Raw genomic sequence first — 21,901 nt, 5'->3', positions numbered from 1 at the left:
GTTACAGCCCCGCCATGGTGCGCCGCACGATATCGATCCGGGCGTTATTGGGCGGATGGGTGCCAAGGAAACGGTCGCCGGGATCGGGAATGCGGGTAAAGAACTCGGCCCCCCTCAGCGGATCATAGCCCGCCCGCGCGGTGATGATCGTGCCAAGGGCGTCGGCCTCAAGCTCGAAATCCTTGGAATATCGCCGCGCGCCGACCTCTGCACCCAATTCCTGCGCCGTGCGCACGGCATTGGCATCGCCCCCGCTCAGCGTGGCGAGACCGGCAAAGATCACCGCCCCCGCCATGGCGTTTTGCTGCTGGCGTTCAATATGGCCCGCGATGTGATGCGCGGCCTCATGGCCCAGCACAAAAGCAAGCTCGTCTTCGTTGCGAGCATCGGCGATCAGCGCCAATGTGAACGCCACGATGGGGCGGCCATTTTTATCAAGCGTTTGGAATGCATTGGCCGGTTGGCCGGGGCGGTCATCAACCACGATATTGAAATCACAGTTCATCCCCGTCGTCCGATTGCGACACTCCCGTTCGGCCACGGGTTCAAGCGTGCGGACCACCTGAACAAAGCTCCGCGCCGCCGCGCTTGCGCTCAGCCGCGGGCTTGTCTGCCCCGTGGTCTGCGGCCTGTCGGCCGGGATCGGGCCTGTCTGGATCGGTGCCACCTCACAGGCAGAAAGCAGGGCGATGACGGCAAATGCGCCAAGGGCATTTAACAATTTCACGGCTGATCCTCGCTCGGGGGTCCTTGAGCCACCTGTCTATCATGACGCCCTGCCACCGCCACCCCCGTTCACGGAGCTTTGACGCTCATACGGCGGCCTTGCGCTCGCGAGCACAAAGCCTAATGTGCCCTCATGTTTACCATCGAGCATGAATTCGACGCCACCGTCATCACCCTGATCGACGAATCCGACGCGCCCCTGCGCGAGGACGTCACCGTCTCTGCCTTCGCGGGGCAGATCACGATCGAGCAATGGGACGCCCGAACCGACCGTGTGGCCAAGATCACCCTGTCCCCCGCGCAGCTGAGCGATCTGACGGCGGCCTTAAACCTGCCCGAGGGCATCTACCGAAGCAATTCCTGAGGATCGTCACATGGCCACCGGCACAGACATCAAGACCTATTTCAACGGCGCATGGCATGACGGCGATCTGCCGACCATCAGGGCCGCCGACCACGGCGCATGGCTGGGCACCACCGTTTTTGACGGCGCGCGGCTGTTCGACGGGCTCGCCCCCGATCTGGAAGCGCATTGCGTGCGGATCAACCGCTCGGCCCGCGCGCTGATGATCACTCCCACGGTTGAAACCGAGGATATGATCGAGATGTGCCGCGAGGGGCTGAAGAGCTATTCGCGTGATCAAGCGGTCTATATCCGCCCGATGTATTGGGCGCTCGCGGGCGACGAGTTGGGCATCGTGCCGCGCGAAGGTGCCACCGGCTTTGCCATCAGCCTTGAGGCCATCCCCATGGCCCCGCCCGAGGCCGCGACCACCCTCACCCGCACCCGCTTCCGCCGCCCGGTGCTGGAGGATAACGTCGTTAACGCCAAGGCGGGCTGCCTCTACCCCAACAACGCCCGCATGATGGTCGAGGCGCGCTCCAAAGGTTTCGGCAACGCACTGGTGGCCGATGCCATGGGCAATGTCGCCGAAAGTGCCAGCGCCAATGTCTTCATGGTCAAGGATGGTGAGGTCTTCACCCCCATCCCCAACGGCACATTCCTTGCCGGGATCACCCGTGCGCGGCATATGTCGAACATGCGCGAGGCGGGGATGAATGTGCATGAGACCGTCCTCAGCTTTGACGATTTCCATGCCGCCGATGAGGTCTTTCTGTCGGGCAATATGATGAAGGTCACACCTGTCAGCGCCTTTGACGACACGCAATATGGCACCGGGGACAACCAGAACCCGGTCACGCGCCGGGTGCGTGAAATGTACTGGGATTGGGCCGCAAGTCAGCGCGGCTGAAGGCCCGGACGGCAGCGGCGCGCGAAAGCAATTGCCAGCGCCGCCCGCCCGCGCCATGATCGCACCGCACCGGGAGGAGGTGCGGAGAGAGGGTTTGATGCGGAAATTCCTAGTGGTGTTGGACGATAGCACCGAATGTTTGAATGCCATGCGTTTCGCCGCCCTGCGCGCAGCGCGCACGGGGGGCGGCGTGGCCGTGCTTTCGGTGATCCCACCCGAAGAGTTCAACCATTGGATCGGCGTTGGCGACCTTATGCGCGAAGAGGCCCGCGAACGGATCGAGGTGCATTTCGAGGTCTTCGCCAAATGGATGCGCGACAAACAGGGCGTCGATCCTGAGTTGATCATCCGCGAGGGCGAACCGACGGACGAGATCATTCAGCAGCTGTCCGACGACCCCGACATCGGCGTTCTGGTGCTCGGCGCCAGCGGTGACCGCAAGAAAGGCCCCGGCCCGCTGGTCACGCAATTGTCGCGCTCTGCCGGCGCCCTGCCCGTGCCGATCACCATCGTGCCCGGCGATCTGAGCAAGGAACGGCTCGAAGCGATCACCTAAGCGTTCTGCCGCCCGCCCCAATGCCCGGCGCCGCAATTTAGAACGGTTCTAAACCTTGACTTGCCGCCCGCGCAGGCGCATATCAGGAGCCACGCCGAAAGCGAGGTACACCCCATGTTCATCCAGACCGAATCCACTCCGAACCCCGCAACGCTCAAGTTCCTGCCGGGTCAGACCGTGCTGGAGATGGGCACCGCTGATTTCCCCTCTCCCGAAGCCGGGGCGACCTCCCCGCTGGCCCAACGGCTCTTTGCGGTCGAAGGCGTGACCGGTGTGTTCTTCGGCACCGATTTCGTCACCGTGACCAAGCAAGACGCGGTGGAATGGGACCATGTGAAACCCGCCCTGCTCGGCGCTATCATGGAGCATTTCCAGTCCGGCGAGCCGGTCATGGCCTCTGACCACCAGCCCACATCCGGCCACGCCGCGCATGAGGGCGAAGACGGTGAAATCGTCGGCCAGATCAAAGAGTTGCTCGACAGCCGCGTGCGCCCCGCCGTGGCCCAAGATGGGGGCGACATCACCTTCCACGGATTTGAGCGTGGCGTCGTCTATCTGCATATGCAGGGCGCCTGCGCCGGTTGCCCCTCTTCGACCCTGACGTTGAAAATGGGCATCGAGAACCTGCTGCGCCATTACATCCCCGAGGTCACAGAGGTGCGCCCGGTTGCCTGAGCATCACGCAAGCGGGCCACTGATTCTGGCCTTTGACACATCGGCCGCGCATTGCGCGGCCGCTTTGCTGTCGGGCAACCGGATATTGGCCTCCCGCACCGAGCCGATGACCAAGGGTCAGGCCGAGCGGATCATGGTCCTTTGCGAGGAATTACTGAGCGAGGCCGGGCTGGGCTATGCCGACCTCACCGCGCTTGGCGTCGGCATAGGGCCGGGCAATTTCACCGGTATCCGCATCGCCGTTTCTGCCGCCCGCGGGCTGGCGCTTGGCCTTGGCATTCCGGCGGTTGGGGTCGATGCCTTCGACGCGCTGCGCGAAGGCCATGACGGCCCCTGCGCCTGTGCAGTGGATGCCCGCCGCGATCAGGTGTTTCTGCAAGGCTTTGACAACCCCGGCATTTCCGAACCCGCACTACACGACGCCGCCGCCCTCCCGGCCTTCACCGGCCCGCTGATCGGCACGGGCGGAGAGCCGCCAGCGATGCCCGTGGCCGAAGCCATCGCCCGCATCGCTGCGCGCCGCTTTGCCAGCAATCCGCCGCGCCCTGCGCCGCTTTACCTCCGGCCCGCCGATGCCGCCCCCGCCCGCGACGCGGCACCGGTGCTGCTGCCGTGACACCGGCGGCCCTCGCCACGATTCACGCTGCGGCCTTCACCCAAGACAGGCCGTGGCAAGAGGCGGAGTTCGCAAGCCTGCTCGACAGCCCCTTCGTGCAGCTTTTCACCTGCCCCGGCGGCTTTGCCCTGACCCGCACCATCGCGGGCGAATCCGAACTGCTGACGCTTGCCGTGGACCCTGCGCAGCAACGTCGGGGGCTGGGCCGGGCCCTGCTGCGCGACTGGCTGGCCGCCCTGCCCGCCGACTGCGAAAGCGCCTTTCTCGAAGTCGCTGCCGATAATCTGCCCGCCCGCGCGCTCTATGATGATCAAGGTTTTGCCCAAATCGCTACCCGCCGTGCCTATTACGCGCGCAGCGGCGTCCCACCCGTGGATGCCTGCATCCTGCAACGCGTCTTGACCCATGGTCACGCTGGCGATCCGTGCGGCTTGCCCTCAAAAAGCGGTTGACCCTACCCCCCGCCTGCGCCCTAGATTATACCTGATCACATGATCCACAAACGCCGTGGCGGCAGCATCTGATTGACCGCCCGACACCACAACCCGGGAGACACCAAATGACCCTCATGACGAAATTCCTCGGCGCTGCTGCGGGCCTCGCGCTCACCGCAGGCGCGGCAGCGGCTGAACCGGCGCTGATCTTCGACCTCGGCGGTAAGTTCGACAAGAGCTTCAACGAAGCGGCCTTCAACGGTGCCTCCCGCTGGGCCGAAGAAACCGGCGGCAAATTCGCCGAGATCGAAATGCAGTCCGAAGCGCAGCGTGAGCAGGCCCTGCGCCGCTTCGCCGAATCCGGTGCCAACCCGATCATCACCATGGGTTTCGCCATGGCCGATCCGCTGGCGACCGTCGCGCCCGACTATCCCGACACCAAGTTCGCCGTGATCGACGTAAACTGGCTTGACCTGCCCAACGTGCGTCAGGTCAGCTTTGCCGAACATGAAGGCTCCTACCTCGTCGGCGTCATGGCCGCGATGGCCTCCGAGAGCGACACCGTGGGCTTCGTCGGTGGCATGGACGTGCCGCTGATCCGTCACTTCGGCTGCGGCTATGCCCAAGGCGTCAAAGCGACCAACCCCGACGCCACCGTCATCGCCAACATGACCGGCACCACCCCCGCCGCGTGGAACGACCCGGTGAAGGGCTCTGAGATCACCAAGGCGCAGATCAACCAAGGCGCTGACGTGGTCTATGCCGCGGCGGGCGGCACCGGCGTGGGCGTGCTGCAAACCGCTGCCGACGAAGGCATCCTGTCGATCGGCGTCGACAGCAACCAGAACCACCTGCACCCGGGCAAGGTCCTGACTTCCATGCTGAAACGCGTCGATGTCGCCGTCTATGACGCGATGATGGCGGGCGAAGACCTTGAAGTCGGCGAAGTCGTGACCCTCGGCCTTGCCGAAGAAGGTGTTGGCGTTGCCATCGACGAGCATAACCAAGATCTCGTGACCGAAGAGATGAAGGCCGCTGTCGACGAGGCGCGCCAGAAGATCATCGACGGCGAGATCAAAGTGGTCTCCTACTACGAGAACGACAGCTGCCCGGCACTGGACTTCTGAGCCCGATTTATCCACAATCGACCCCCGGGGCCGCGCCGATCATCGGCGCGGCCCCTTTTAAAACCCCACAGCGTGACCGGGGCAGCGATGGACCAACGCCAGATCAAGGGCTGCAACGCCCGCAGGACCTTTTGACATGACCGATACCGCCCCCGCGATCGAACTCAAGGGCATCTCCAAGGCCTTCGGCCCGGTACAGGCCAACAAAGATATCTCCATCCGCGTCATGCCGGGCACGATTCACGGCATCATCGGCGAGAACGGCGCCGGTAAATCGACGCTGATGTCGATCCTCTACGGCTTCTACAAGGCCGATGCGGGCGAGATTTTCATCAGTGGCCGCAAGACCGAGATTCCCGACAGCCAGGCCGCCATCGCCGCCGGCATCGGCATGGTGTTCCAGCACTTCAAGCTGGTGGAAAACTTCACCGTGCTCGAAAACATCATCCTCGGCGCCGAGGATGGCCGCCTGTTGAAGCCTTCACTATCGAAGGCGCGCAAGACGCTGATCGAACTGTCGAAGGACTACGGTCTCAACGTCGATCCCGATGCGCTGGTGCAAGACATCGGCGTGGGCATGCAGCAGCGCGTGGAAATCCTGAAAGCGCTCTACCGGCAGGCCGACATCCTCATCCTCGACGAGCCCACGGGCGTACTGACCCCCGCTGAGGCCGACCAGCTCTTCCGCATTCTCGGGCGTCTGCGGTCCGAGGGCAAAACCATCATCCTGATCACCCACAAGCTGCGCGAGATCATGGAGATCACCGACACCGTGTCGGTCATGCGCCGCGGCCAGATGACCGCCACCGTAAAAACCGCCGAGACCTCGCCCCAGGAACTGGCCGAGCTGATGGTCGGGCGCAAGGTGCTCTTGCGCGTCAACAAAGAGCCCGCCACCCCGGGCGAGGTGATCCTCGATGTCAAAGGCCTGCGGGTCGTTGACGACAAGGGCGTCGAGCGGCTGCGCGGGATCGACCTTCAGATTCGCGCGGGCGAAGTGCTGGGCCTCGCGGGCGTTGCGGGCAACGGCCAGTCGGAACTCTTGGAAGTGCTGGGCGGCTATGCCGACGGCACCGGCAACGTTACGCTCAACGGCACGCCGCTGGACCTCTCGGGCAAGAAAAGCGACGGCCAGTCGCGCCGCGCGCGCGGCGTGGCCCATGTGCCCGAAGACCGCCAGCGCGAAGGACTGATCATGGATTTTCAGGCTTGGGAGAACAACGTCTTCGGCTACCACCACGACGATCGCTTCAACAGTGGCATGCTGATGGACCACGCCGCGATCCGCGCCGATGCCGAGGACAAGATGGCCCGTTTCGACGTGCGCCCGCCCGATCCGACACTCGCCGCCAAGAACTTCTCGGGCGGCAACCAGCAGAAAATCGTTCTGGCGCGCGAGATCGAGCGCAACCCAGACCTGCTGCTGATCGGCCAGCCCACGCGCGGCGTCGACATCGGCGCGATCGAATTCATCCACGAGCAGATCATTGCTCTGCGCGATCAGGGCAAGGCGATCCTGCTGGTCTCGGTCGAGTTGGAAGAAATCCTCGCCCTGTCGGACCGCATCGCGGTGATGTTCGACGGGCAAATCATGGGCGAACGCGCCGCCGATCAGACCGACGAAAAGGAGCTTGGGCTGCTCATGGCAGGCATCACCGATACCGAGAACGAACACAGCGTGGCCGAGGTCGAGGCCAATCTCGCCCGGGCGGGCGGCGACGCGCGCAAGGAGGTCTGAGATGGACGTGATGCCGAAATGGGCCGAGGTGATCCTCGTGCCGCTGATCTCCCTCCTGCTGGCCGCCGTGCTTTCCGCGCTGGTCATCCTCGCCATCGGCGAAGACCCGATCGCGGCCGTGAACCTGATGGTCAAGGGCGCGCTCGGCTCGACCTATGGCTGGGGCTACACGCTCTACTACGCCACCAACTTCATCTTCACCGGCCTTGCGGTCGCCGTGGCCTTCCACGCGCGGCTTTTCAACATCGGCGGTGAGGGTCAGGCGATGCTGGGCGGCCTCGGCGTGGCGCTGGCCGCGCTCTACATCCCCTGGCCGCATTGGACGCTGGCGCTGATCGGTTGCGGCGTCATGGCCGGTGTTCTGGGCGCCATCTGGGCGGCGATCCCGGGCTGGCTACAGGCCAAGCGCGGCTCCCACGTCGTCATCACGACGATCATGTTCAACTTCATCGCCGCGGCGCTTTTGAACTACGTTCTCGTCAACGTCATGCGCCCACCGGGCAGCATGGACCCGGCCAGCGCCCGCTTCCCCGAGGCCGTGCATCTGCCGACCTTGCACGAGTTGCTGGCCCCCCTTGGCATCGCCTTCTCGAAATCCGCGCCCGCCAACGTCTCGCTGCTGGTGGCGGTCGGCGCCTGCGTGGCGATCTGGATGCTGATCTGGCGCACGCGTCTGGGCTATGAAATCCGCGCCTACGGCCATTCGCAGCCGGCGGCGAAATACGCGGGCATCTCGCCCGTGCGCATCACCATGATCACCATGATCATCTCGGGCGCGCTGGCGGGGCTGATGGCGATCAACAACGTCATGGGCGAAAGCGAGCGTCTGGTGCTAAACGCGACCGAGGGCGCGGGCTTCATCGGCATCGCCGTGGCGCTGATGGGCCGCTCGCACCCGGTGGGCGTCTTCTTTGCCGCCCTGCTCTTCGGCTTCCTCTACCAAGGCGGCGCGGAACTGGCGCTCTGGACCTCGATCCCGCGCGAGTTGATCGTCGTCATCCAAGCGCTCGTGATCCTCTTCACCGGGGCGCTCGACAATATGGTGCGGATGCCGCTGGAGCGTCTCTTCTTGATGTTCCGCCGCCCCGGCCCGCCCAAACCCGGCCCCCGCAGCGCCCAGTCGGAGAGCCCGGAATGAGCCCCTATACCCCCCTGAGAAAGCGGGTCTGACCTATGGACTACATCACGCTCATCCAATTGCTCGACAGCACCGTTCGGCTCGCGACGCCGCTGCTCTTGGCCTGTCTTGCCGGTCTTTTCTCCGAACGCGCGGGCGTTTTCGACATCGGGCTCGAAGGCAAGATGCTGGCCGCGGCCTTCTTCTCGGCGGCACTCGCGTCGCTCACCGGGTCGGTCTGGCTGGGTTTGGCGGCGGGCATCGCCTCCTCGCTGGCGCTCAGCGCCGTGCATGGTCTCGCCTCGATCACCTTCCGCGGCAACCAGCTCATTTCCGGCGTGGCGATCAACTTCCTCGCCGCCGGCATGACCGTGCTGATCGCGCAGGACTGGTTCGCCCAAGGGGGCCGCACCCCCTCGCTCTTCGGCGGCGCGCGGTTCGAGCCGATCACCCTGCCCTTCGCCGAGGCGATGGAGAGCGTGCCGGTCATCGGCCCGCTCTACGAAGAGCTCATCTCCGGCCATTCGATCCTCGTCTATGCCGCCTTCCTCGCCGTGCCGCTGACATGGTGGATCCTGTTCCGCACCCGCTTCGGCCTGCGCCTGCGCGCGGTGGGCGAGAACCCCGCTGCCGTCGACACCGCCGGTGTCTCGGTCGTGGGTCTGCGCTATGCCGCGGTGGCCATCGCGGGGCTGCTCTGCGGCGTGGCGGGGGCCTACCTCAGCACCGCGCTGCAGGCGGGTTTCGTCAAGGACATGTCGGCGGGCCGCGGCTTCATCGCGCTGGCCGCGCTGATCTTCGCCAAGTGGCGTCCGTGGTACGCCCTTTGGGCCACCCTGCTCTTCGGCCTCTTCGGCGCGCTGGAGACCCGACCGGACGTGATCCAGTCGGTCATCGGCATCAAGGTGCAGGGCCAGCTTCTGGGCGCCCTGCCCTACCTGATGACCGTGGTGATCCTCGCCGGTTTCGTCGGAAAAGCGATCCCGCCGCGCGCGGGTGGCGAGCCCTATGTGAAAGAACGCTGACACTTCCTTCCGGCCCTTGCACCCGAGGGCCGGATCGGCGCAACCTGTCAAAGTGGTCACCTCACCGCGACAAGCTATGTTGAACTGCGCGGCCGTTCGGGGCTAGGAAACGTCATGCAAATCTACCTGCCCATTGCCGAAGTATCGGTCAACGCCTTCCTCCTTTTGGGGTTGGGCGGCATCGTGGGCATCCTTTCGGGCATGTTCGGCGTCGGCGGCGGGTTTCTGATCACGCCGCTGCTGTTCTTTGTCGGCATCCCGCCCGCCGTGGCGGTGGCGACCTCGACCAATCAAATCGTAGCCTCTTCCTTCTCGGCGCTTCTGGCGCATCTCAAGCGAAAGACGGTCGATTTCCGAATGGGCTGGGTGCTGCTGGCCGGGGGCCTGATCGGCTCCGGCATCGGCATGTTCATCTTTAACTACCTGAAATCGCTCGGCCAAGTCGATCTGCTGGTGACGCTTTGCTATGTCGTTTTCCTTGGCATTATCGGCGGGCTGATGTTCGTGGAATCGCTCCGCGCCATCCGCCGCACCCGCAAGGGGGGCCGAGTCAAACGCAAGAAGCACTATTGGGTGCATGGGCTGCCGTTCAAAATTCGCTTTCGGGTTTCGGGCCTTTATATCTCAGTGATCCCGCCGGTGCTGGTCGGCGCGGCTGTCGGGATGCTTTCGGCGATCATGGGCGTGGGCGGCGGTTTCATCATGGTGCCTGCGATGATCTACCTGCTTGGCATGCCGACCAAAGTGGTGATCGGCACCTCGCTTTTGCAGATCATCTTCGTCACCGGCTTCACCACCATGCTCCATGCCACCACCAACCAGACGGTCGACATCGTGCTGGCGGTGCTGCTGCTGGTGGGCGGCGTGCTCGGCGCGCAGGTGGGCACGCGGATCGGCGTGCGGATGCAGGCCGAACAGCTGCGCATCCTGCTCGCGGTGCTGGTCTTGGCGGTCTGCGGCAAGCTGGCGCTTGACCTGTTGCTGGAACCGGCGGAACTCTATTCACTCAGCCCGGTGGCGGCGGAATGATGCGCGCGCTAATCGCCTTCCTTGGCCTGTGTTTCACGGCCCTGACCGCCACGGCGGAAGAGGAGATTGTGCTTGGCCTCAGCCAGGCCGAAGTCTCCATCACCACCAATTTCGACGGGTCCGAGATTCTCGTCTACGGGGCCGTCAAACGCGAAACCCCGATCCCCGATGGCGCGCCGCTCGAAGTTGTCATTACCGTCTCCGGCCCCTCGGCCCCGGTCATGGTGCGCCGGAAAGAGCGGCGCTTTGGCATCTGGGTGAACACCGCCGCGGTTGAGGTCGACCGCGCGCCGAGCTTCTACGCCGTGGTCACCTCCGGTCCGCTGGCCGAGGTGCTCAAACGTATCGAAGACCTGCGCCACCGCATCTCCATCCCCCGCGCCATCCGGTCGGTCGGCGCCCCGATGGAGATCGCGGACCCCACCCAATTCACCGACGCGCTGATCCGCGTGCGCAAAGATGCGAACCTGTACCAAGTCATCGAAGACGGGGTGAAGGTGGATGAACAGACCCTCTTCCGCGCCGCCGTCGCCCTGCCCGCCTCGCTCACCGAAGGGGCCTATGACACGCGGATTTTCCTCACGCGCAGCGGCGATGTGGTGGCGCAATATGAGACGATCATTGACGTGCGCAAAGTCGGGATGGAGCGTTGGTTGTTCAACCTCGCCCACCAACAGGCGTTTCTCTACGGGCTGCTGTCGCTCTTCATCGCGGTCGCGGCGGGCTGGGGCGCTTCGGCCGTCTTCGGCCTCATGCGCCGCTAAGCCGCGCCATCCTCGGTCGCCTCAAGCGTCAGCGCCGCCGCTGGCGCCGCCCGCAGATCGTCCACCCGCAGCGGCCCCGAAGGCTTGCTGAGCCGGTTGCGCACCACCCAGATCAGACGCTCCTGCGCGCGGGTGATGGCGACATAGGCCAGCCGTTTCCACAGCGGCTGCCCCGCCTCGCTCCGCCCCATCCGCGCGGCGGCATAAAGATCGGGGGCGAAGACCTGCACGTTCTCCCACTGGCTGCCTTGGGCCTTGTGGATCGTCACCGCCGCCCCGTGCAGAAAAGTCGCCCCCATGCGGGCGGCGAAGGGGATGAAGGGCTCTTCTTCGTCGGGTTTCTCGATCTTCACGATTGAGGCGGCACTCACCTGCGGGTCCTCGGCCCCGATCACATGCAAGCGGCTGAAGCCGGGCTTGCGCCCCTCGCCCAGATAGACCACCTGCGCGCCCTTGATCAGGCCGCGCGCCTCCAGATCCAGCCGTTTCTTGCGGTGTTTCAGCGGCAGCTCGATCCCGTCGCAGATCAGCGGCTCACCGGCCAGCAACGCATCCTCCGGCGCGCCATGTACGCTGCGGAACGCATTGATGAGCCGGATGCGCGTCGCGTTGCGCCAGACCAGCACCGGGCTGCGCGCCATGAGATCGACTTCGACACGCTGGCCCCAGACCACGCGGTCATCCTTGCGCGCCGCGTCTTCGATCATCCGCTCAAAGTCATGAAACTCCAACTGCGGATCGGCCAGCGCATGGGCGAGATCAAGGATCGGGTTGTCTGCCTCTTGCCGGTGAATGCGGTTGAGGTTCAAGACGCGCTTCTCGGGCAGTTTCTCGAAGACCATCGTGCCCGACTGCCCCACCGGTGCCAACTGCGCCGGGTCGCCGAACAACAGCAGCGTCGGGAAGATCTCTTTCAAATCCTCGAACTGCTTGTCGTCCAACATTGAGCTTTCGTCGACAAAGCCGATGTCCAACGGCTCTTCCCGCCGTTTCCAGCCGGTGATGAAGTCGCTGCCACGCAGCCCCGCCGCCGCCAACGCCCCGGGCACCGACTTGTTGTTCGCGAAAAACGCCGCCGCGCGGTCCAGTGCCATTTCACTGAGGCCCTCGATCTCGGGCTTCTCACCGTTGCCGGTCAGCCATTCGGCGATGCGCTCATACTCGGGGTGATAGACCGGCGTATAGAGAATGCGGTGGATCGTCGTCGCGGGGACCCCGCGCAACCGCAGCACGCTCGCCGCCTTATTGGTGGGCGCGAGGATCGCCAAGGTGCGCTTCTCGCGCTTCTTGCGCGATTCGTAATCGCCCGAGACGATCTCGACCCCGGCCCCTTCCAGCGCGCGGTAAAGCTCGGCCAGCAGCAGGGTTTTGCCCGATCCGGCCTTGCCGGTCACCGCCATCACCTGATCCGGCCCGCCCGCAGGCGGCATCAAAAGCGAGTCGTCCAGATCGATGCCCGCAGAGCGCAGCATATCGGCCACCTTGTCATGGGCGGCGGCTTGGTCTTCGGAATAGGTGAGCGCGGTAGATGTCATTGGGCGACCCTAAATGAGCCCCGCGCCGGGGGCCAGATGGCTTTGCTCCGCGCGCCTGCAATTCATGTGGATTATCCGCCTCAGACGACGATGAGCCCCCGGCTGAGTGCACGGGCGACAGCATGTGTGGTGTTGGATGCCCCGAGTTTGAAGCGGGCGCTTTCCACATAGGCGCGCAGCGTATGTTCCGAAATCGACAAACGGTCGGCCACTTGCGCGCGGCTATAGCCCACCGCCAGCAGGGTCATCGCATCCACCTCGCGCGGGGACAACGCCTGCACGGCACCCGGCGCCCGCTCCGGAGCCAGCGCCAACGCCTTTTCATTGAAGCAATGGGCCGCCCAGATCAAATCGCGGCGGTGCCGCGCGGTGAAAGCGGCCCAAACCCGATCGGTGCAACTGTGGTTCGTGGTGAAAAGCGCGAATTGCCCATGCGGCCCCCGGATCGGGACCGAGAACCCCTGATCGCCGACCCCATGGTACAAAGCATCCCGGCGAAACTGCCGCGCCGCGCGAGAGGACCAATCGAGGTCTTTCCAATCCACCGGCTCAAACCGGCGATAGCAGCCCGCGACCACAGGATCGATGCGCAGGTAGTTATGCGCCTGATAGCGCTCAGACCAAAGCGCGCCATAGGTGCCGCAGCCATATTGCACCCCCGCCGTGTCGACCCAGTGATAGACGACATGCAGAATGCCATAGTGATCACGCAGGTCTTTGCAGGCCTGCCCAAGGGCGGGCTGGCCATCAGCCTGCGCCAGCCTTTCCCAAATCCGTTCCAGATGCGGCTCTATCCTCATGCGTCTGGCCCATGGCCCTTTCGCGTTGCAAGGACATCTCAGCCAGAGCGATCAGCGCCGCGTCGTCCAACTGTTCCGCCGTGCGCGGCAGTTGGTTCGCCATGGCAAAAGCCCTGAGATCGGCCAAAACGTCCAATATCCAATCATCTCGCATGAGGGTCGCCCAGCTTTGGTTAATGGCAGATTAATACAACCCTAGCATGTACGAAATTTTGCACCATCCGCGCTTTCTGCCCCCCCATAAATAGCGGGGTTTCGGGCGCTAAGCCTCTGTTTCGACAGGGCTCCACGCAAAACCCCCGCAGCCGAAGCCGCGGGGGTCTCATCTTAGCCGATCCGTGTCGCTTAGTCGCGGGCGACCAGCGTGTCTTCCAGCGTGCGCAGCCCGGTCGTCGGGGCTTGGACCAGTACCGACATATTGCCCGGCTTATGTTCGTTGCGCATCATCTTCATATGCGCCTCGGGCAGATCGGCCCAGCTAAAGACCTCGGACATGCAGGGGTCGAGCCGCCGCTCCATCATCAGCTTGTTGGCCGCACTCGCCTGTTTGAGGTGGGCAAAGTGGCTGCCCTGCAAGCGCTTCTGGTGCATCCACATGTAGCGCACGTCGAAGGTCAGGTTGAACCCGCTTGTGCCTGCGCAGATCACCACCATGCCGCCCTTCTGCACCACGAAGGTGGAGACCGGGAAGGTCGCCTCGCCGGGGTGCTCAAACACCATATCGACGTTCACGCCCTTGCCGGTGATGTCCCAGATCGCCTTGCCGAACTTGCGCGCTTCCTTGAACCACTCGGCATATTCCGGCGTGTTCACGGTAGGCAATTGGCCCCAGCAGTTGAAGTCCTTGCGGTTCAGCACCCCCTTCGCGCCCAGATCCATCACGAACTGGCGCTTGCTCTCGTCGCTAATCACGCCGATCGCATTGGCGCCCGCGGTGTTGATGAGCTGGATCGCATAGGAGCCGAGGCCACCGGAGGCGCCCCAGACAAGCACGTTCTGGCCGGGCTTCAGGTCATGCGGCTCATGGCCAAAGAGCATCCGATAAGCGGTCGCCAGCGTCAGCGTGTAGCAGGCACTTTCCTCCCACGTGAGGTGCTTGGGGCGCGGCATCAACTGCTGGCTCTGCACCCGGGTGAACTGCGCGAAAGAGCCGTCGGGCGTCTCATAGCCCCAGATCCGCTGGCTGGGCGAATACATCGGGTCGCCGCCGTTGCATTCCTCGTCGTCGCCATCGTCTTGGTTGCAGTGGATCACCACCTCATCGCCAACCTTCCAGCGGGTCACCTTATCGCCCACCGCCCAGACGATGCCCGAGGCATCGGAGCCCGCGATGTGGTAAGGCTCGCCATGGCCGTCGAAGGGGCTGATCGGCACGCCGCGCGCGGCCCAGACACCGTTGTAGTTGATGCCCGCCGCCATCACGAGGACCAGCACGTCTTGGCTGTCAAGCTTGGGCACGTCGACCACCTCTTGCAGCATCGCGCTGTCGGGGTCGCCGTGCCGTTCGCGGCGGATCGCCCAAGCATACATCTGTTTCGGGACATGCCCCATCGGGGGCATCTCGCCCACTTCATAGAGGTCCTTTTGCGGGGCGTCATATTCGGCGTGTTTCGTATCCAGTGCCATGTGGGCCTCCTGCCGGTGATCGGTGTCTACAAGGTCTGTGCCGCACCGCAGAATCGCGGCGGCTCCCTTTCGGGATATGATCCACCGCGCAACAATGCAACCCCTAGATGCCGCCGTTTGTAATTTTATGACCCAGCAGTCGCAGCAATTTCTGCCGCAGGTGCAGCATTCTCCGAGGGGAAATGTGCAATGGAATTAGCGTAGAAGGCCAAAACAGGCCCCTGCCCCTCGACGATCTCCAGCCCCTCCGGGCCTTCGGAAATGACGCCACGTTTCTTGAGCCGCGCGACGGCGCGGGCGACCCGTTCGGGCAGGACTTCTGGCTTCGGCACCCGATTGCGCGGTGGCATCTGCTCCAAAGTGGCAGCCACTTCGGCCAGCAGATCGGCCTCCTTCATCGGGCGCGCGGCCTGCAACATCACCCGCGCGATCAGCGGCACGGTCAGCACCGGCATCGCCTGCGCGATCCGGTCCATCAAAATCTCCGACAACTCGGATACCGGCACCCCGGCCCCGGTACGGCGCAGCGACAGCGGATCGCCAAAGGTCACCGCCGCCGTGCCAAAACGCGTGTCGCGCCCGCGCAGCCGCCGCCACATCTTGCGCAGCACGAAGCCCACAACCACCGTGATCCGCGCTCCGAAACGCCGGTCCCCGCGCTGCCCGGCGGCGATCAACACGCGGTCCTCCAGCACCCGGTCATAGTTAATCGCCACGGGCACAAAGATGATGTCGCGCGCGCCCTCGGGGTCGAACCCATCCACGACATAGGAAAGAAGCCCAACCTTCGGCGGCTGCAAGGCCCCAGTCAGGCTCAAGCCGCCCTCGGGGTAGAAGGCCTGCGTCACCCCGCCCGTCGTGGCCATCTGCACATAGCGCGCCAAGACCTTGCGATAGAGCGCCCCGCGCGACCGGCGCCGGATGAAGTAGGCCCCCATGGAGCGGATCAACGTGCTTAGCGGCCAAACCCGCGCCCATTCCCCCACCGCATAGCTCAGCGCCGAAGACCGCGCGGCGAGATAGGTCACCAGCATGTAATCCATGTTCGACCGGTGGTTCATGATGAAGACCACCGTGGCATCCCGCGGTAGCGCGGCGAATGTCGTCTCGTTACTCACCGCCGTCTCGACCCGGTAGACCGTATTGGTCAACAGCCGCGCCAAGCGGATGCCGAAACTGAAATAGGCGAAGGCCGAAAACCGCGGCACGATCTCGCGCGCATATTCCCGCGCCTTTTGAAAGGCCACGTTTTCCGGCACGCCGTTGCTGCGGGCATAGTTGACGATCTCTTGGCTGACCTCCGGATCATAGATCAGCCGCTGGATCATGTCGTGCCGCCGCGCCAGTTTGAAGGGCTCAATGGGCCGCGTCAGCCGCTTGTTCAACCGCGCCACTGCCCGCTCAAGCCGCCGGCGAAAGAACCAACGCACCGACGGCAGTAGAAAATGGCTCAGCGCCGTGACGGCTGCGAAAACCACGATGAGGATGAACAGCCAAAGGGGCAATTGCACAGTCTGCGTCATGGCTTAACCCTTACAGCGCGGGGGCGAGAGGACAATATTTATCTGTTTCCCGCCTACCTAAGCGGCCCGAGTGATGCCGCAACGCAGCGAATTGACAGAGGCATATTATTTCCCTTATCAACGTCATGACGCAACTTTATTTCCACCCAGATTCATGAGGCCACGATGACCCAACCGCAGAAAGACCGCCCCTGGCTCATTCGCACCTATGCGGGCCATTCCACCGCCGCCGCGTCTAACGCGCTTTACCGCTCGAACCTTGAGCGCGGGCAGACCGGGCTTTCCGTGGCCTTCGACCTGCCGACCCAAACTGGCTATGACAGCGACCATGTGCTCAGCCGTGGTGAGGTGGGCAAGGTGGGCGTGCCCGTCAATCACCTCGACGATATGCGCGCGCTGTTTGACGGCATCCCGCTGGAACAGATGAACACCTCAATGACGATCAACGCCACCGCCCCATGGCTGCTGGCGCTCTACATCGCGGTGGCCGAGGAACAGGGCGCGGATGTCTCCAAGCTGCAAGGCACGGTGCAAAATGACCTGATCAAGGAATACCTCAGCCGCGGCACCTATATCTGCCCGCCCGCGCCATCGCTCAAGATGATCGCGGATGTGGCCGAATTCTGCTATACGAATGTCCCGAAATGGAACCCGATGAACGTCTGTTCCTACCACCTGCAAGAGGCGGGCGCGACGCCGGAACAGGAATTGGCATTCGCTCTGGCCACCGCCACCGCCGTGCTCGACGCGCTCAAACCCCGCGTCCCGGCAGAGGATTTCCCGAAATTGGTGGGCCGGATTTCCTTCTTCGTGAACGCAGGCATCCGTTTCGTCACTGAAATGTGCAAAATGCGCGCCTTTGTAGATCTTTGGGACGAGATTTGCCGCGAGCGCTATGGGGTTGAAGACCCAAAATTCCGTCGTTTCCGCTATGGGGTGCAGGTCAATTCGCTGGGGCTGACCGAACAACAGCCCGAGAATAACGTCTACCGTATTCTCATCGAAATGCTGGCCGTGACCCTGTCGAAAAAAGCCCGCGCCCGCGCCGTGCAATTGCCCGCATGGAACGAAGCCCTCGGCCTGCCCCGCCCCTGGGATCAACAATGGTCGATGCGGATGCAGCAGATCATGGCCCATGAAACGGATCTTTTGGAATTCGACGATCTATTCGACGGCAACCCGGCGGTCGATGCCAAGGTCGAATTGCTCAAAGAAGGCGCGCGGGCCGAATTGGCGAATCTCGACGGTATGGGCGGCGCGATTTCCGCGATCGATTACATGAAAGGACGTTTGGTCGAAAGCAATGCCGACCGACTGCGCCGCATCGAAAGCGGCGAAACCGTCGTGGTCGGCGTCAACAAATGGCAGCAAGGCGCGCCCTCGCCCCTGATGACCGGCGCGGGCGATATCATGCAATCCGACCCCGGCGCCGAGGCCGACCAGCTCGCCCGGCTCGACGCATGGCGCAGCGCGCGCGACGCGGGTGCCGTGAAACAGGCGCTGGCCGATCTGCGCGCCGCGGCGCAGGCGGGCGAGAACATCATGCCCGCCTCCATCGCCGCCGCGAAAGCCGGGGTGACGACCGGCGAATGGGCCGCGCAGATGCGCGCCGTTCACGGGGAATATCGTGGCCCCACAGGGGTTTCCGCAGGCCAGTCCAACAAGACCGAAGGCCTGGACGACCTGCGCGATGCGGTAGACGCGGTCAGCGACAAACTGGGCCGCAGGCTGAAATTCCTCGTCGGCAAACCGGGGCTCGACGGCCACTCAAACGGGGCCGAGCAGATCGCCGTCCGCGCCCGCGATTGCGGCATGGACATCAGCTATGAAGGCATCCGTCTGACGCCTGCGGAGATCGTCGAAGCAGCACAAACGGAAGCCGCCCATGTGGTCGGCCTGTCGATCCTCTCGGGCTCTCACGTGCCCCTGGTCGAAGACCTGATGAAACGCATGGCCGAGGCCGGGTTGACCCATATTCCCGTCATCGTCGGCGGCATCATTCCCGAGGCCGACGCCACCCGTTTGCGCGCCGCTGGAGTTGCGCAGGTCTATACGCCGAAGGACTTCGAATTGAACGTCATCATGCAGGATATTATTACGCTCGCCGATCCCAAAGCGGTGGCGGCGGAATAGGCTGACACAAAATACATCGTGCAATTAACCTATTGGCGCTATAATTCCCTCTACCAGCACAATCTGGAAAGGAAATATCAGATATGGAAAAAGACCTGAAATCCATGAGCCGTAAGGAACTGGAGAAACTTCTGTCGGATGTCAAAAAGGCATTGCAGGCCGCACAGGCGCGCGAACGCCGCGCCGCACGCAAGGCAGCGCAAAAGGCAGCGGCGGAATATGGCTTTTCCCTGAATGAGTTAGCTGATGAGGCCCCCGCGCCCAAGAAGGCCAAGAAGCCGCGCAAAGCCTCCGCCGGTCCGAAATCGAAACCCCAGTTCGCCAATCCAGAGAACCCGTCCCAGACTTGGACCGGAAAAGGCCGCCAGCCAAATTGGTTCCGCGCCCAAGTAGAGAATGGTTCCGATCCGGAAACGATGCGGGTTTAATACTTCCCGAAATACGGGAACTTCGCGCCGGTTGAATAGCAATTCACCGGCGCTTTTTTATTGCTAACGGAAATGTGAATTCGATAGTCACCGCCCGCACGGCGCCGAGCGGAAGTTTACGTCACGCCCCCTGCCCCACCGCAGCCCTTGTGAAGCCCGCCTTGCGCGGGCAAAATGCGCCAAACATCAGGAGACAGAAATGACCGTCCATATTGGCGCGAAACCCGGCGATATCGCCGAAACCGTATTGATGCCCGGCGACCCCTACCGCGCGAAATGGGCGGCGGAGACCTTTCTCGAAGGGGCCGAACTGGTCAACGAAGTGCGCGGTATGCTGGGCTTTACCGGCACATGGCGCGGCAACCGGGTGACGATCCAAGGCTCGGGCATGGGCATGCCGTCTCTGTCGATCTACGCCAATGAGTTGATGACCGAATATGGCGCGCAGACCCTGATCCGCATCGGCTCTTGTGGCGGCATGCAATCCCACGTCGGCATCCGCGACGTGATCATCGCCATGACGGCGAGCACCATCACCTCGCCCTCCTCCGGCATTTTCCGCGAATTGAACTACGCCCCCTGCGCCGATTACGGCCTTTTGAGCGCTGCTGTCGCTGCCGCCGAAAAGCTGGAGGCCAAGACCCATGTGGGCGGGATCTATTCCTCGGATGTATTTTATGCGGAGCGCCCCGACCTTGACGAGCAGATGGTGCGCCATGGCATCCTCGGTGTCGAGATGGAAGCGGCGGAGCTTTACACGCTGGCCGCGCGGCACAAGCGGCGTGCCTTGGCGGTGTTGACGGTGAGCGATCATTTGCAGACCGGCGAGGCGTTGCCGTCGGAGGATCGCGAAAAGAGTTTTGGCGATATGGTCGAGATTGCGCTGGAGGCGGCCTTTGCCTGAGTGCGGCGCCTGCTGAGAGGGCGGGATTGGTATTTGAAAAAGGATGAAGGGGCGCGGCGGGGGTCGCGCCTTTTTTCGTGGCTTGGCGGGTGGTGTGAGCGAGGGGGGTGCTTCGTTGGTTGGCGCTCGCGTGTGGGGAGAGTGCGGAAGGTATTTGGGAAAGGATGAAGGGAGGGGGTGTGGCGCGTCTTTCAGGCGTGTTGGCCGACGAGGCGGCCGGAGTAGAGGCAGCCGCCCAAGAAGGTGCCTTCGAGGGCGTTGTGGCCGTGGTAGCCGCCGCCGCCGAAGCCGCAGACCTCTCCGGCGGCGAAGAGGCCGGGGAGGATGGTGCCCGCAGGCGTGAGCACGCGGCCTTGGGTGTCGCTGTGTAGGCCCCCGAGGGATTTTCGGGTGAGGATGTTGAGCCGCACGGCGATGAGCGGGCCGTTGGCCGGATCGAGAATGGCGTGGGGTTTGGCGGTGCGGATCAGGCGGTCGCCACGGTAGTTGCGGGCGCCGCGGATCGCGGTGATCTGGGCGTCTTTGGCGAAGGGGTTGCCCAATTGGCCGTCGCGGGCTTTGATCTGGGCGCGGATGTGCTCTAGGGCGACGGGGCTCTCGGGTGTGAGGGCGTTCATGCGGGAAACGAGGGTTTCCAGATCCTCGGCGACGATGAAGTCCGCGCCTTTTTCTTTGAAGGCCTCGACTGCGGCGGTTGCCCCCTTGCCGAGCCGTGCTTTTAGGACTTCGCCCCATTTGCCGGAGGTGAGATCGGGGTTCTGTTCGGATCCCGAGAGGGCGAATTCCTTTTCGATGATCTTTTGCGTCAGGATGAACCAGCTGTGCTCGCATGCTTGCAGGATGCGTTTGAGGGTCGAGAGCGTGTCGAAGCCGGGCAGGCAGGGCGCCTCCATCCGGTCGCCGTGCGCGTCGAACCACATGGACGAGGGGCCGGGCAGGATGCGGATGCCGTGGTTGGGCCAGATCGGATCCCAATTTTGCACGCCTTCGCAGTAGTGCCACATGCGGTCTTCGTTAATGAGCCCCGCCCCGGCCTTTGCGGCGATGGCGTGCATCTTGCCGTCGACGTAGTCGGGCACGCCGCTGACCATGTGGCGCGGCGCGGGGCCGAGGCGGTCTTTGGGCCAGTGTTGCCGCACGAGGTCGTGGTTTGCGCCGATACCGCCGGTGGTGAGGATGACGGCCTCGGCGGCATGTTCGAAGTCGCCGGTGACATTGCGCGATGTGCTCTGACCGCGCGGGGCGTCGCTGTCTTCCAGCACCTCGCCCGCCACGCCGGTGACCGCGCCATCCGTTGTGACCAGCCGCGTGACGCGGTGGCGGAAGGCAAGGCGCAGCCTGCCCGCTGACGCGTATTCCTGCATCAGCCGCGCGAAGGGGGCGACGACGCCGATGCCGGTGCCCCAAGTGATATGAAAGCGCGGAACAGAGTTGCCGTGGCCATGGGCCCCTGCCCCGCCGCGCTCGGCCCAGCCGACGACCGGGAACCAGCGCAGGCCAATCTGGTGCAGCCAAGCGCGCATGTCGCCTGCCGCCCAGTCGATGAACCCTTCGGCAAGCTTGCGGGGGTTGGCGTCCACCGCCCGGTCGAACTGCGCCGAGCCCATCCAGTCGCGATAGGCGAGTTCCGCGCTGTCGCGGATGCCCATGCGGCGCTGTTCGGGCGTGTCGACCATGAAGAGACCGCCGAGCGACCAATAGGCCTGCCCGCCGAGACTTTGCGGGCCTTCTTGGTCCATGAGCAGCACCCGGCGGCCACGTAGCACGGCCTCATGGGCGGCAACCATGCCGGCCAAACCCGCGCCCACGACGATCACATCTGCTTTGAAACGCTCACCCATTGCCGCCTCCCCAGTTCCCGCAAGCTTGCGGTGGGTTGGGGGCAAAAGCAA

22 protein-coding genes are annotated in these 21,901 nt (G+C 63.9%); 15 read left to right on the top strand and 7 right to left on the bottom strand.

All coding sequences use genetic code 11. The annotated features are described in order from the left end of the window. Nucleotide 1 precedes the first annotated feature (1 nt). The gene (locus ACGYK9_RS06190) at nt 2–727 is read right to left on the bottom strand and encodes a M48 family metallopeptidase (protein ID WP_394413156.1); all 726 of its coding nucleotides are present in this window, start codon (nt 725–727) and stop codon (nt 2–4) included. Between the two features lie 132 nt (nt 728–859). Here ACGYK9_RS06190 and ACGYK9_RS06185 point away from each other — a divergent pair, with 132 nt between their 5' ends. The 12 genes from ACGYK9_RS06185 (at nt 860) to ACGYK9_RS06130 (ending at nt 11,060) form a co-directional block, all read left to right on the top strand. Further along, nucleotides 860–1,090, top strand: coding sequence for a hypothetical protein (locus ACGYK9_RS06185; protein ID WP_067261534.1), 231 nt, complete (start codon nt 860–862; stop codon nt 1,088–1,090). Between the two features lie 10 nt (nt 1,091–1,100). Beyond that, nucleotides 1,101–1,979, top strand: a complete 879-nt coding sequence (locus ACGYK9_RS06180; RefSeq protein WP_394413153.1) for a branched-chain amino acid aminotransferase — start codon at nt 1,101–1,103, stop codon at nt 1,977–1,979. Between the two features lie 97 nt (nt 1,980–2,076). Beyond that, nucleotides 2,077–2,535 carry a universal stress protein gene (locus ACGYK9_RS06175; RefSeq protein WP_040700546.1) on the top strand — a complete coding sequence of 153 codons (459 nt, stop codon included), beginning with the start codon at nt 2,077–2,079 and terminating at the stop codon, nt 2,533–2,535. A gap of 114 nt (nt 2,536–2,649) precedes the next feature. Beyond that, on the top strand, nt 2,650–3,210 hold the full coding sequence (locus tag ACGYK9_RS06170) for a NifU family protein (protein WP_271691962.1): 561 nt from the start codon (nt 2,650–2,652) through the stop codon (nt 3,208–3,210). Beyond that, nucleotides 3,203–3,826, top strand: coding sequence for a tRNA (adenosine(37)-N6)-threonylcarbamoyltransferase complex dimerization subunit type 1 TsaB (gene tsaB / locus ACGYK9_RS06165; RefSeq protein ID WP_394413149.1), 624 nt, complete (start codon nt 3,203–3,205; stop codon nt 3,824–3,826). The genes ACGYK9_RS06170 and tsaB overlap by 8 nt, the downstream gene beginning before the upstream one ends. After that, nucleotides 3,823–4,278: a GNAT family N-acetyltransferase gene (locus ACGYK9_RS06160; protein WP_394413146.1), complete on the top strand. Its 456-nt coding sequence runs from the start codon at nt 3,823–3,825 to the stop codon at nt 4,276–4,278. The genes tsaB and ACGYK9_RS06160 overlap by 4 nt, the downstream gene beginning before the upstream one ends. A gap of 107 nt (nt 4,279–4,385) precedes the next feature. Further along, nucleotides 4,386–5,387: a BMP family protein gene (locus ACGYK9_RS06155; protein WP_271689361.1), complete on the top strand. Its 1,002-nt coding sequence runs from the start codon at nt 4,386–4,388 to the stop codon at nt 5,385–5,387. 136 nt (nt 5,388–5,523) lie between these two features. Further along, complete coding sequence (locus ACGYK9_RS06150; protein ID WP_394413143.1) at nt 5,524–7,125, top strand: ABC transporter ATP-binding protein; 1,602 nt, start codon at nt 5,524–5,526, stop codon at nt 7,123–7,125. 1 nt (nt 7,126) lies between these two features. Beyond that, the gene (locus ACGYK9_RS06145; protein WP_394413140.1) at nt 7,127–8,263 is read left to right on the top strand and encodes an ABC transporter permease; all 1,137 of its coding nucleotides are present in this window, start codon (nt 7,127–7,129) and stop codon (nt 8,261–8,263) included. Nucleotides 8,264–8,298: 35 nt separating this feature from the next. Further along, nucleotides 8,299–9,267: an ABC transporter permease gene (locus ACGYK9_RS06140; RefSeq protein ID WP_394413137.1), complete on the top strand. Its 969-nt coding sequence runs from the start codon at nt 8,299–8,301 to the stop codon at nt 9,265–9,267. A 114-nt stretch (nt 9,268–9,381) separates the two neighbouring features. Beyond that, the gene (locus tag ACGYK9_RS06135) at nt 9,382–10,296 is read left to right on the top strand and encodes a sulfite exporter TauE/SafE family protein (RefSeq protein ID WP_067261874.1); all 915 of its coding nucleotides are present in this window, start codon (nt 9,382–9,384) and stop codon (nt 10,294–10,296) included. Further along, nucleotides 10,293–11,060, top strand: coding sequence for a TIGR02186 family protein (locus tag ACGYK9_RS06130; protein WP_394413134.1), 768 nt, complete (start codon nt 10,293–10,295; stop codon nt 11,058–11,060). Before ACGYK9_RS06135 ends, ACGYK9_RS06130 begins: the two co-directional genes overlap by 4 nt. On the opposite strand, the gene ACGYK9_RS06125 is transcribed toward ACGYK9_RS06130, so the two are convergent. The 5 genes from ACGYK9_RS06125 to ACGYK9_RS06105 form a co-directional block, all read right to left on the bottom strand. After that, nucleotides 11,057–12,595: an ATP-dependent RecD-like DNA helicase gene (locus ACGYK9_RS06125; protein WP_067261876.1), complete on the bottom strand. Its 1,539-nt coding sequence runs from the start codon at nt 12,593–12,595 to the stop codon at nt 11,057–11,059. The two genes, ACGYK9_RS06130 and ACGYK9_RS06125, sit on opposite strands and share 4 nt — an antisense overlap. 80 nt (nt 12,596–12,675) lie before the next feature. Beyond that, nucleotides 12,676–13,395, bottom strand: a complete 720-nt coding sequence (locus ACGYK9_RS06120; protein WP_394413131.1) for an autoinducer binding domain-containing protein — start codon at nt 13,393–13,395, stop codon at nt 12,676–12,678. Then, a complete protein-coding gene (locus ACGYK9_RS06115; RefSeq protein ID WP_394413128.1) occupies nt 13,343–13,549 on the bottom strand; it encodes a hypothetical protein in 207 nt (68 codons plus the stop codon). The genes ACGYK9_RS06120 and ACGYK9_RS06115 overlap by 53 nt, the downstream gene beginning before the upstream one ends. 191 nt (nt 13,550–13,740) lie before the next feature. Beyond that, nucleotides 13,741–15,021 (bottom strand): crotonyl-CoA carboxylase/reductase, encoded by a 1,281-nt coding sequence (gene ccrA, locus ACGYK9_RS06110; protein WP_394413125.1) that lies wholly within the window; start codon nt 15,019–15,021, stop codon nt 13,741–13,743. Between the two features lie 125 nt (nt 15,022–15,146). Further along, on the bottom strand, nt 15,147–16,544 hold the full coding sequence (locus ACGYK9_RS06105) for a 1-acyl-sn-glycerol-3-phosphate acyltransferase (RefSeq protein ID WP_394413122.1): 1,398 nt from the start codon (nt 16,542–16,544) through the stop codon (nt 15,147–15,149). 165 nt (nt 16,545–16,709) lie between these two features. On the opposite strand from ACGYK9_RS06105, the gene ACGYK9_RS06100 reads away from it, so the two are divergent. The 3 genes from ACGYK9_RS06100 (at nt 16,710) to deoD (ending at nt 20,009) form a co-directional block, all read left to right on the top strand. Beyond that, nucleotides 16,710–18,677 (top strand): methylmalonyl-CoA mutase family protein, encoded by a 1,968-nt coding sequence (locus ACGYK9_RS06100; RefSeq protein WP_394413120.1) that lies wholly within the window; start codon nt 16,710–16,712, stop codon nt 18,675–18,677. Between the two features lie 83 nt (nt 18,678–18,760). Next, on the top strand, nt 18,761–19,105 hold the full coding sequence (locus ACGYK9_RS06095) for an H-NS family nucleoid-associated regulatory protein (protein ID WP_394413117.1): 345 nt from the start codon (nt 18,761–18,763) through the stop codon (nt 19,103–19,105). 199 nt (nt 19,106–19,304) lie between these two features. Further along, nucleotides 19,305–20,009, top strand: coding sequence for a purine-nucleoside phosphorylase (deoD, locus tag ACGYK9_RS06090; RefSeq protein WP_209217445.1), 705 nt, complete (start codon nt 19,305–19,307; stop codon nt 20,007–20,009). 191 nt (nt 20,010–20,200) lie between these two features. On the opposite strand, the gene ACGYK9_RS06085 is transcribed toward deoD, so the two are convergent. Beyond that, complete coding sequence (locus ACGYK9_RS06085; RefSeq protein WP_394413114.1) at nt 20,201–21,850, bottom strand: FAD-binding dehydrogenase; 1,650 nt, start codon at nt 21,848–21,850, stop codon at nt 20,201–20,203. Nucleotides 21,851–21,901: the final 51 nt, after the last annotated feature.

Origin of the sequence: Sulfitobacter sp. 1A15258, assembly GCF_043557045.1 — a bacterium.
Lineage (GTDB): Bacteria > Pseudomonadota > Alphaproteobacteria > Rhodobacterales > Rhodobacteraceae > Sulfitobacter > Sulfitobacter faviae.
This window is presented reverse-complemented; position numbering and strand designations above follow the sequence as displayed.

What these genes read in the sequence shown, in the direction of transcription:
- ACGYK9_RS06185 (WP_067261534.1), top strand. Translation starts at nt 860, where the DNA reads ATGTTTACCATCGAGCATGAATTCGACGCCACCGTCATCACCCTGATC.
- ACGYK9_RS06180 (WP_394413153.1), top strand. Translation starts at nt 1,101, where the DNA reads ATGGCCACCGGCACAGACATCAAGACCTATTTCAACGGCGCATGGCAT.
- ACGYK9_RS06175 (WP_040700546.1), top strand. Translation starts at nt 2,077, where the DNA reads ATGCGGAAATTCCTAGTGGTGTTGGACGATAGCACCGAATGTTTGAAT.
- ACGYK9_RS06170 (WP_271691962.1), top strand. Translation starts at nt 2,650, where the DNA reads ATGTTCATCCAGACCGAATCCACTCCGAACCCCGCAACGCTCAAGTTC.
- ACGYK9_RS06155 (WP_271689361.1), top strand. Translation starts at nt 4,386, where the DNA reads ATGACCCTCATGACGAAATTCCTCGGCGCTGCTGCGGGCCTCGCGCTC.
- ACGYK9_RS06150 (WP_394413143.1), top strand. Translation starts at nt 5,524, where the DNA reads ATGACCGATACCGCCCCCGCGATCGAACTCAAGGGCATCTCCAAGGCC.
- ACGYK9_RS06145 (WP_394413140.1), top strand. Translation starts at nt 7,127, where the DNA reads ATGGACGTGATGCCGAAATGGGCCGAGGTGATCCTCGTGCCGCTGATC.
- ACGYK9_RS06140 (WP_394413137.1), top strand. Translation starts at nt 8,299, where the DNA reads ATGGACTACATCACGCTCATCCAATTGCTCGACAGCACCGTTCGGCTC.
- ACGYK9_RS06135 (WP_067261874.1), top strand. Translation starts at nt 9,382, where the DNA reads ATGCAAATCTACCTGCCCATTGCCGAAGTATCGGTCAACGCCTTCCTC.
- ACGYK9_RS06130 (WP_394413134.1), top strand. Translation starts at nt 10,293, where the DNA reads ATGATGCGCGCGCTAATCGCCTTCCTTGGCCTGTGTTTCACGGCCCTG.
- ACGYK9_RS06125 (WP_067261876.1), bottom strand. Translation starts at nt 12,595, where the DNA reads ATGACATCTACCGCGCTCACCTATTCCGAAGACCAAGCCGCCGCCCAT.
- ACGYK9_RS06120 (WP_394413131.1), bottom strand. Translation starts at nt 13,395, where the DNA reads ATGAGGATAGAGCCGCATCTGGAACGGATTTGGGAAAGGCTGGCGCAG.
- ACGYK9_RS06115 (WP_394413128.1), bottom strand. Translation starts at nt 13,549, where the DNA reads ATGCGAGATGATTGGATATTGGACGTTTTGGCCGATCTCAGGGCTTTT.
- ccrA (WP_394413125.1), bottom strand. Translation starts at nt 15,021, where the DNA reads ATGGCACTGGATACGAAACACGCCGAATATGACGCCCCGCAAAAGGAC.
- ACGYK9_RS06105 (WP_394413122.1), bottom strand. Translation starts at nt 16,544, where the DNA reads ATGACGCAGACTGTGCAATTGCCCCTTTGGCTGTTCATCCTCATCGTG.
- ACGYK9_RS06100 (WP_394413120.1), top strand. Translation starts at nt 16,710, where the DNA reads ATGACCCAACCGCAGAAAGACCGCCCCTGGCTCATTCGCACCTATGCG.
- ACGYK9_RS06095 (WP_394413117.1), top strand. Translation starts at nt 18,761, where the DNA reads ATGGAAAAAGACCTGAAATCCATGAGCCGTAAGGAACTGGAGAAACTT.
- deoD (WP_209217445.1), top strand. Translation starts at nt 19,305, where the DNA reads ATGACCGTCCATATTGGCGCGAAACCCGGCGATATCGCCGAAACCGTA.
- ACGYK9_RS06085 (WP_394413114.1), bottom strand. Translation starts at nt 21,850, where the DNA reads ATGGGTGAGCGTTTCAAAGCAGATGTGATCGTCGTGGGCGCGGGTTTG.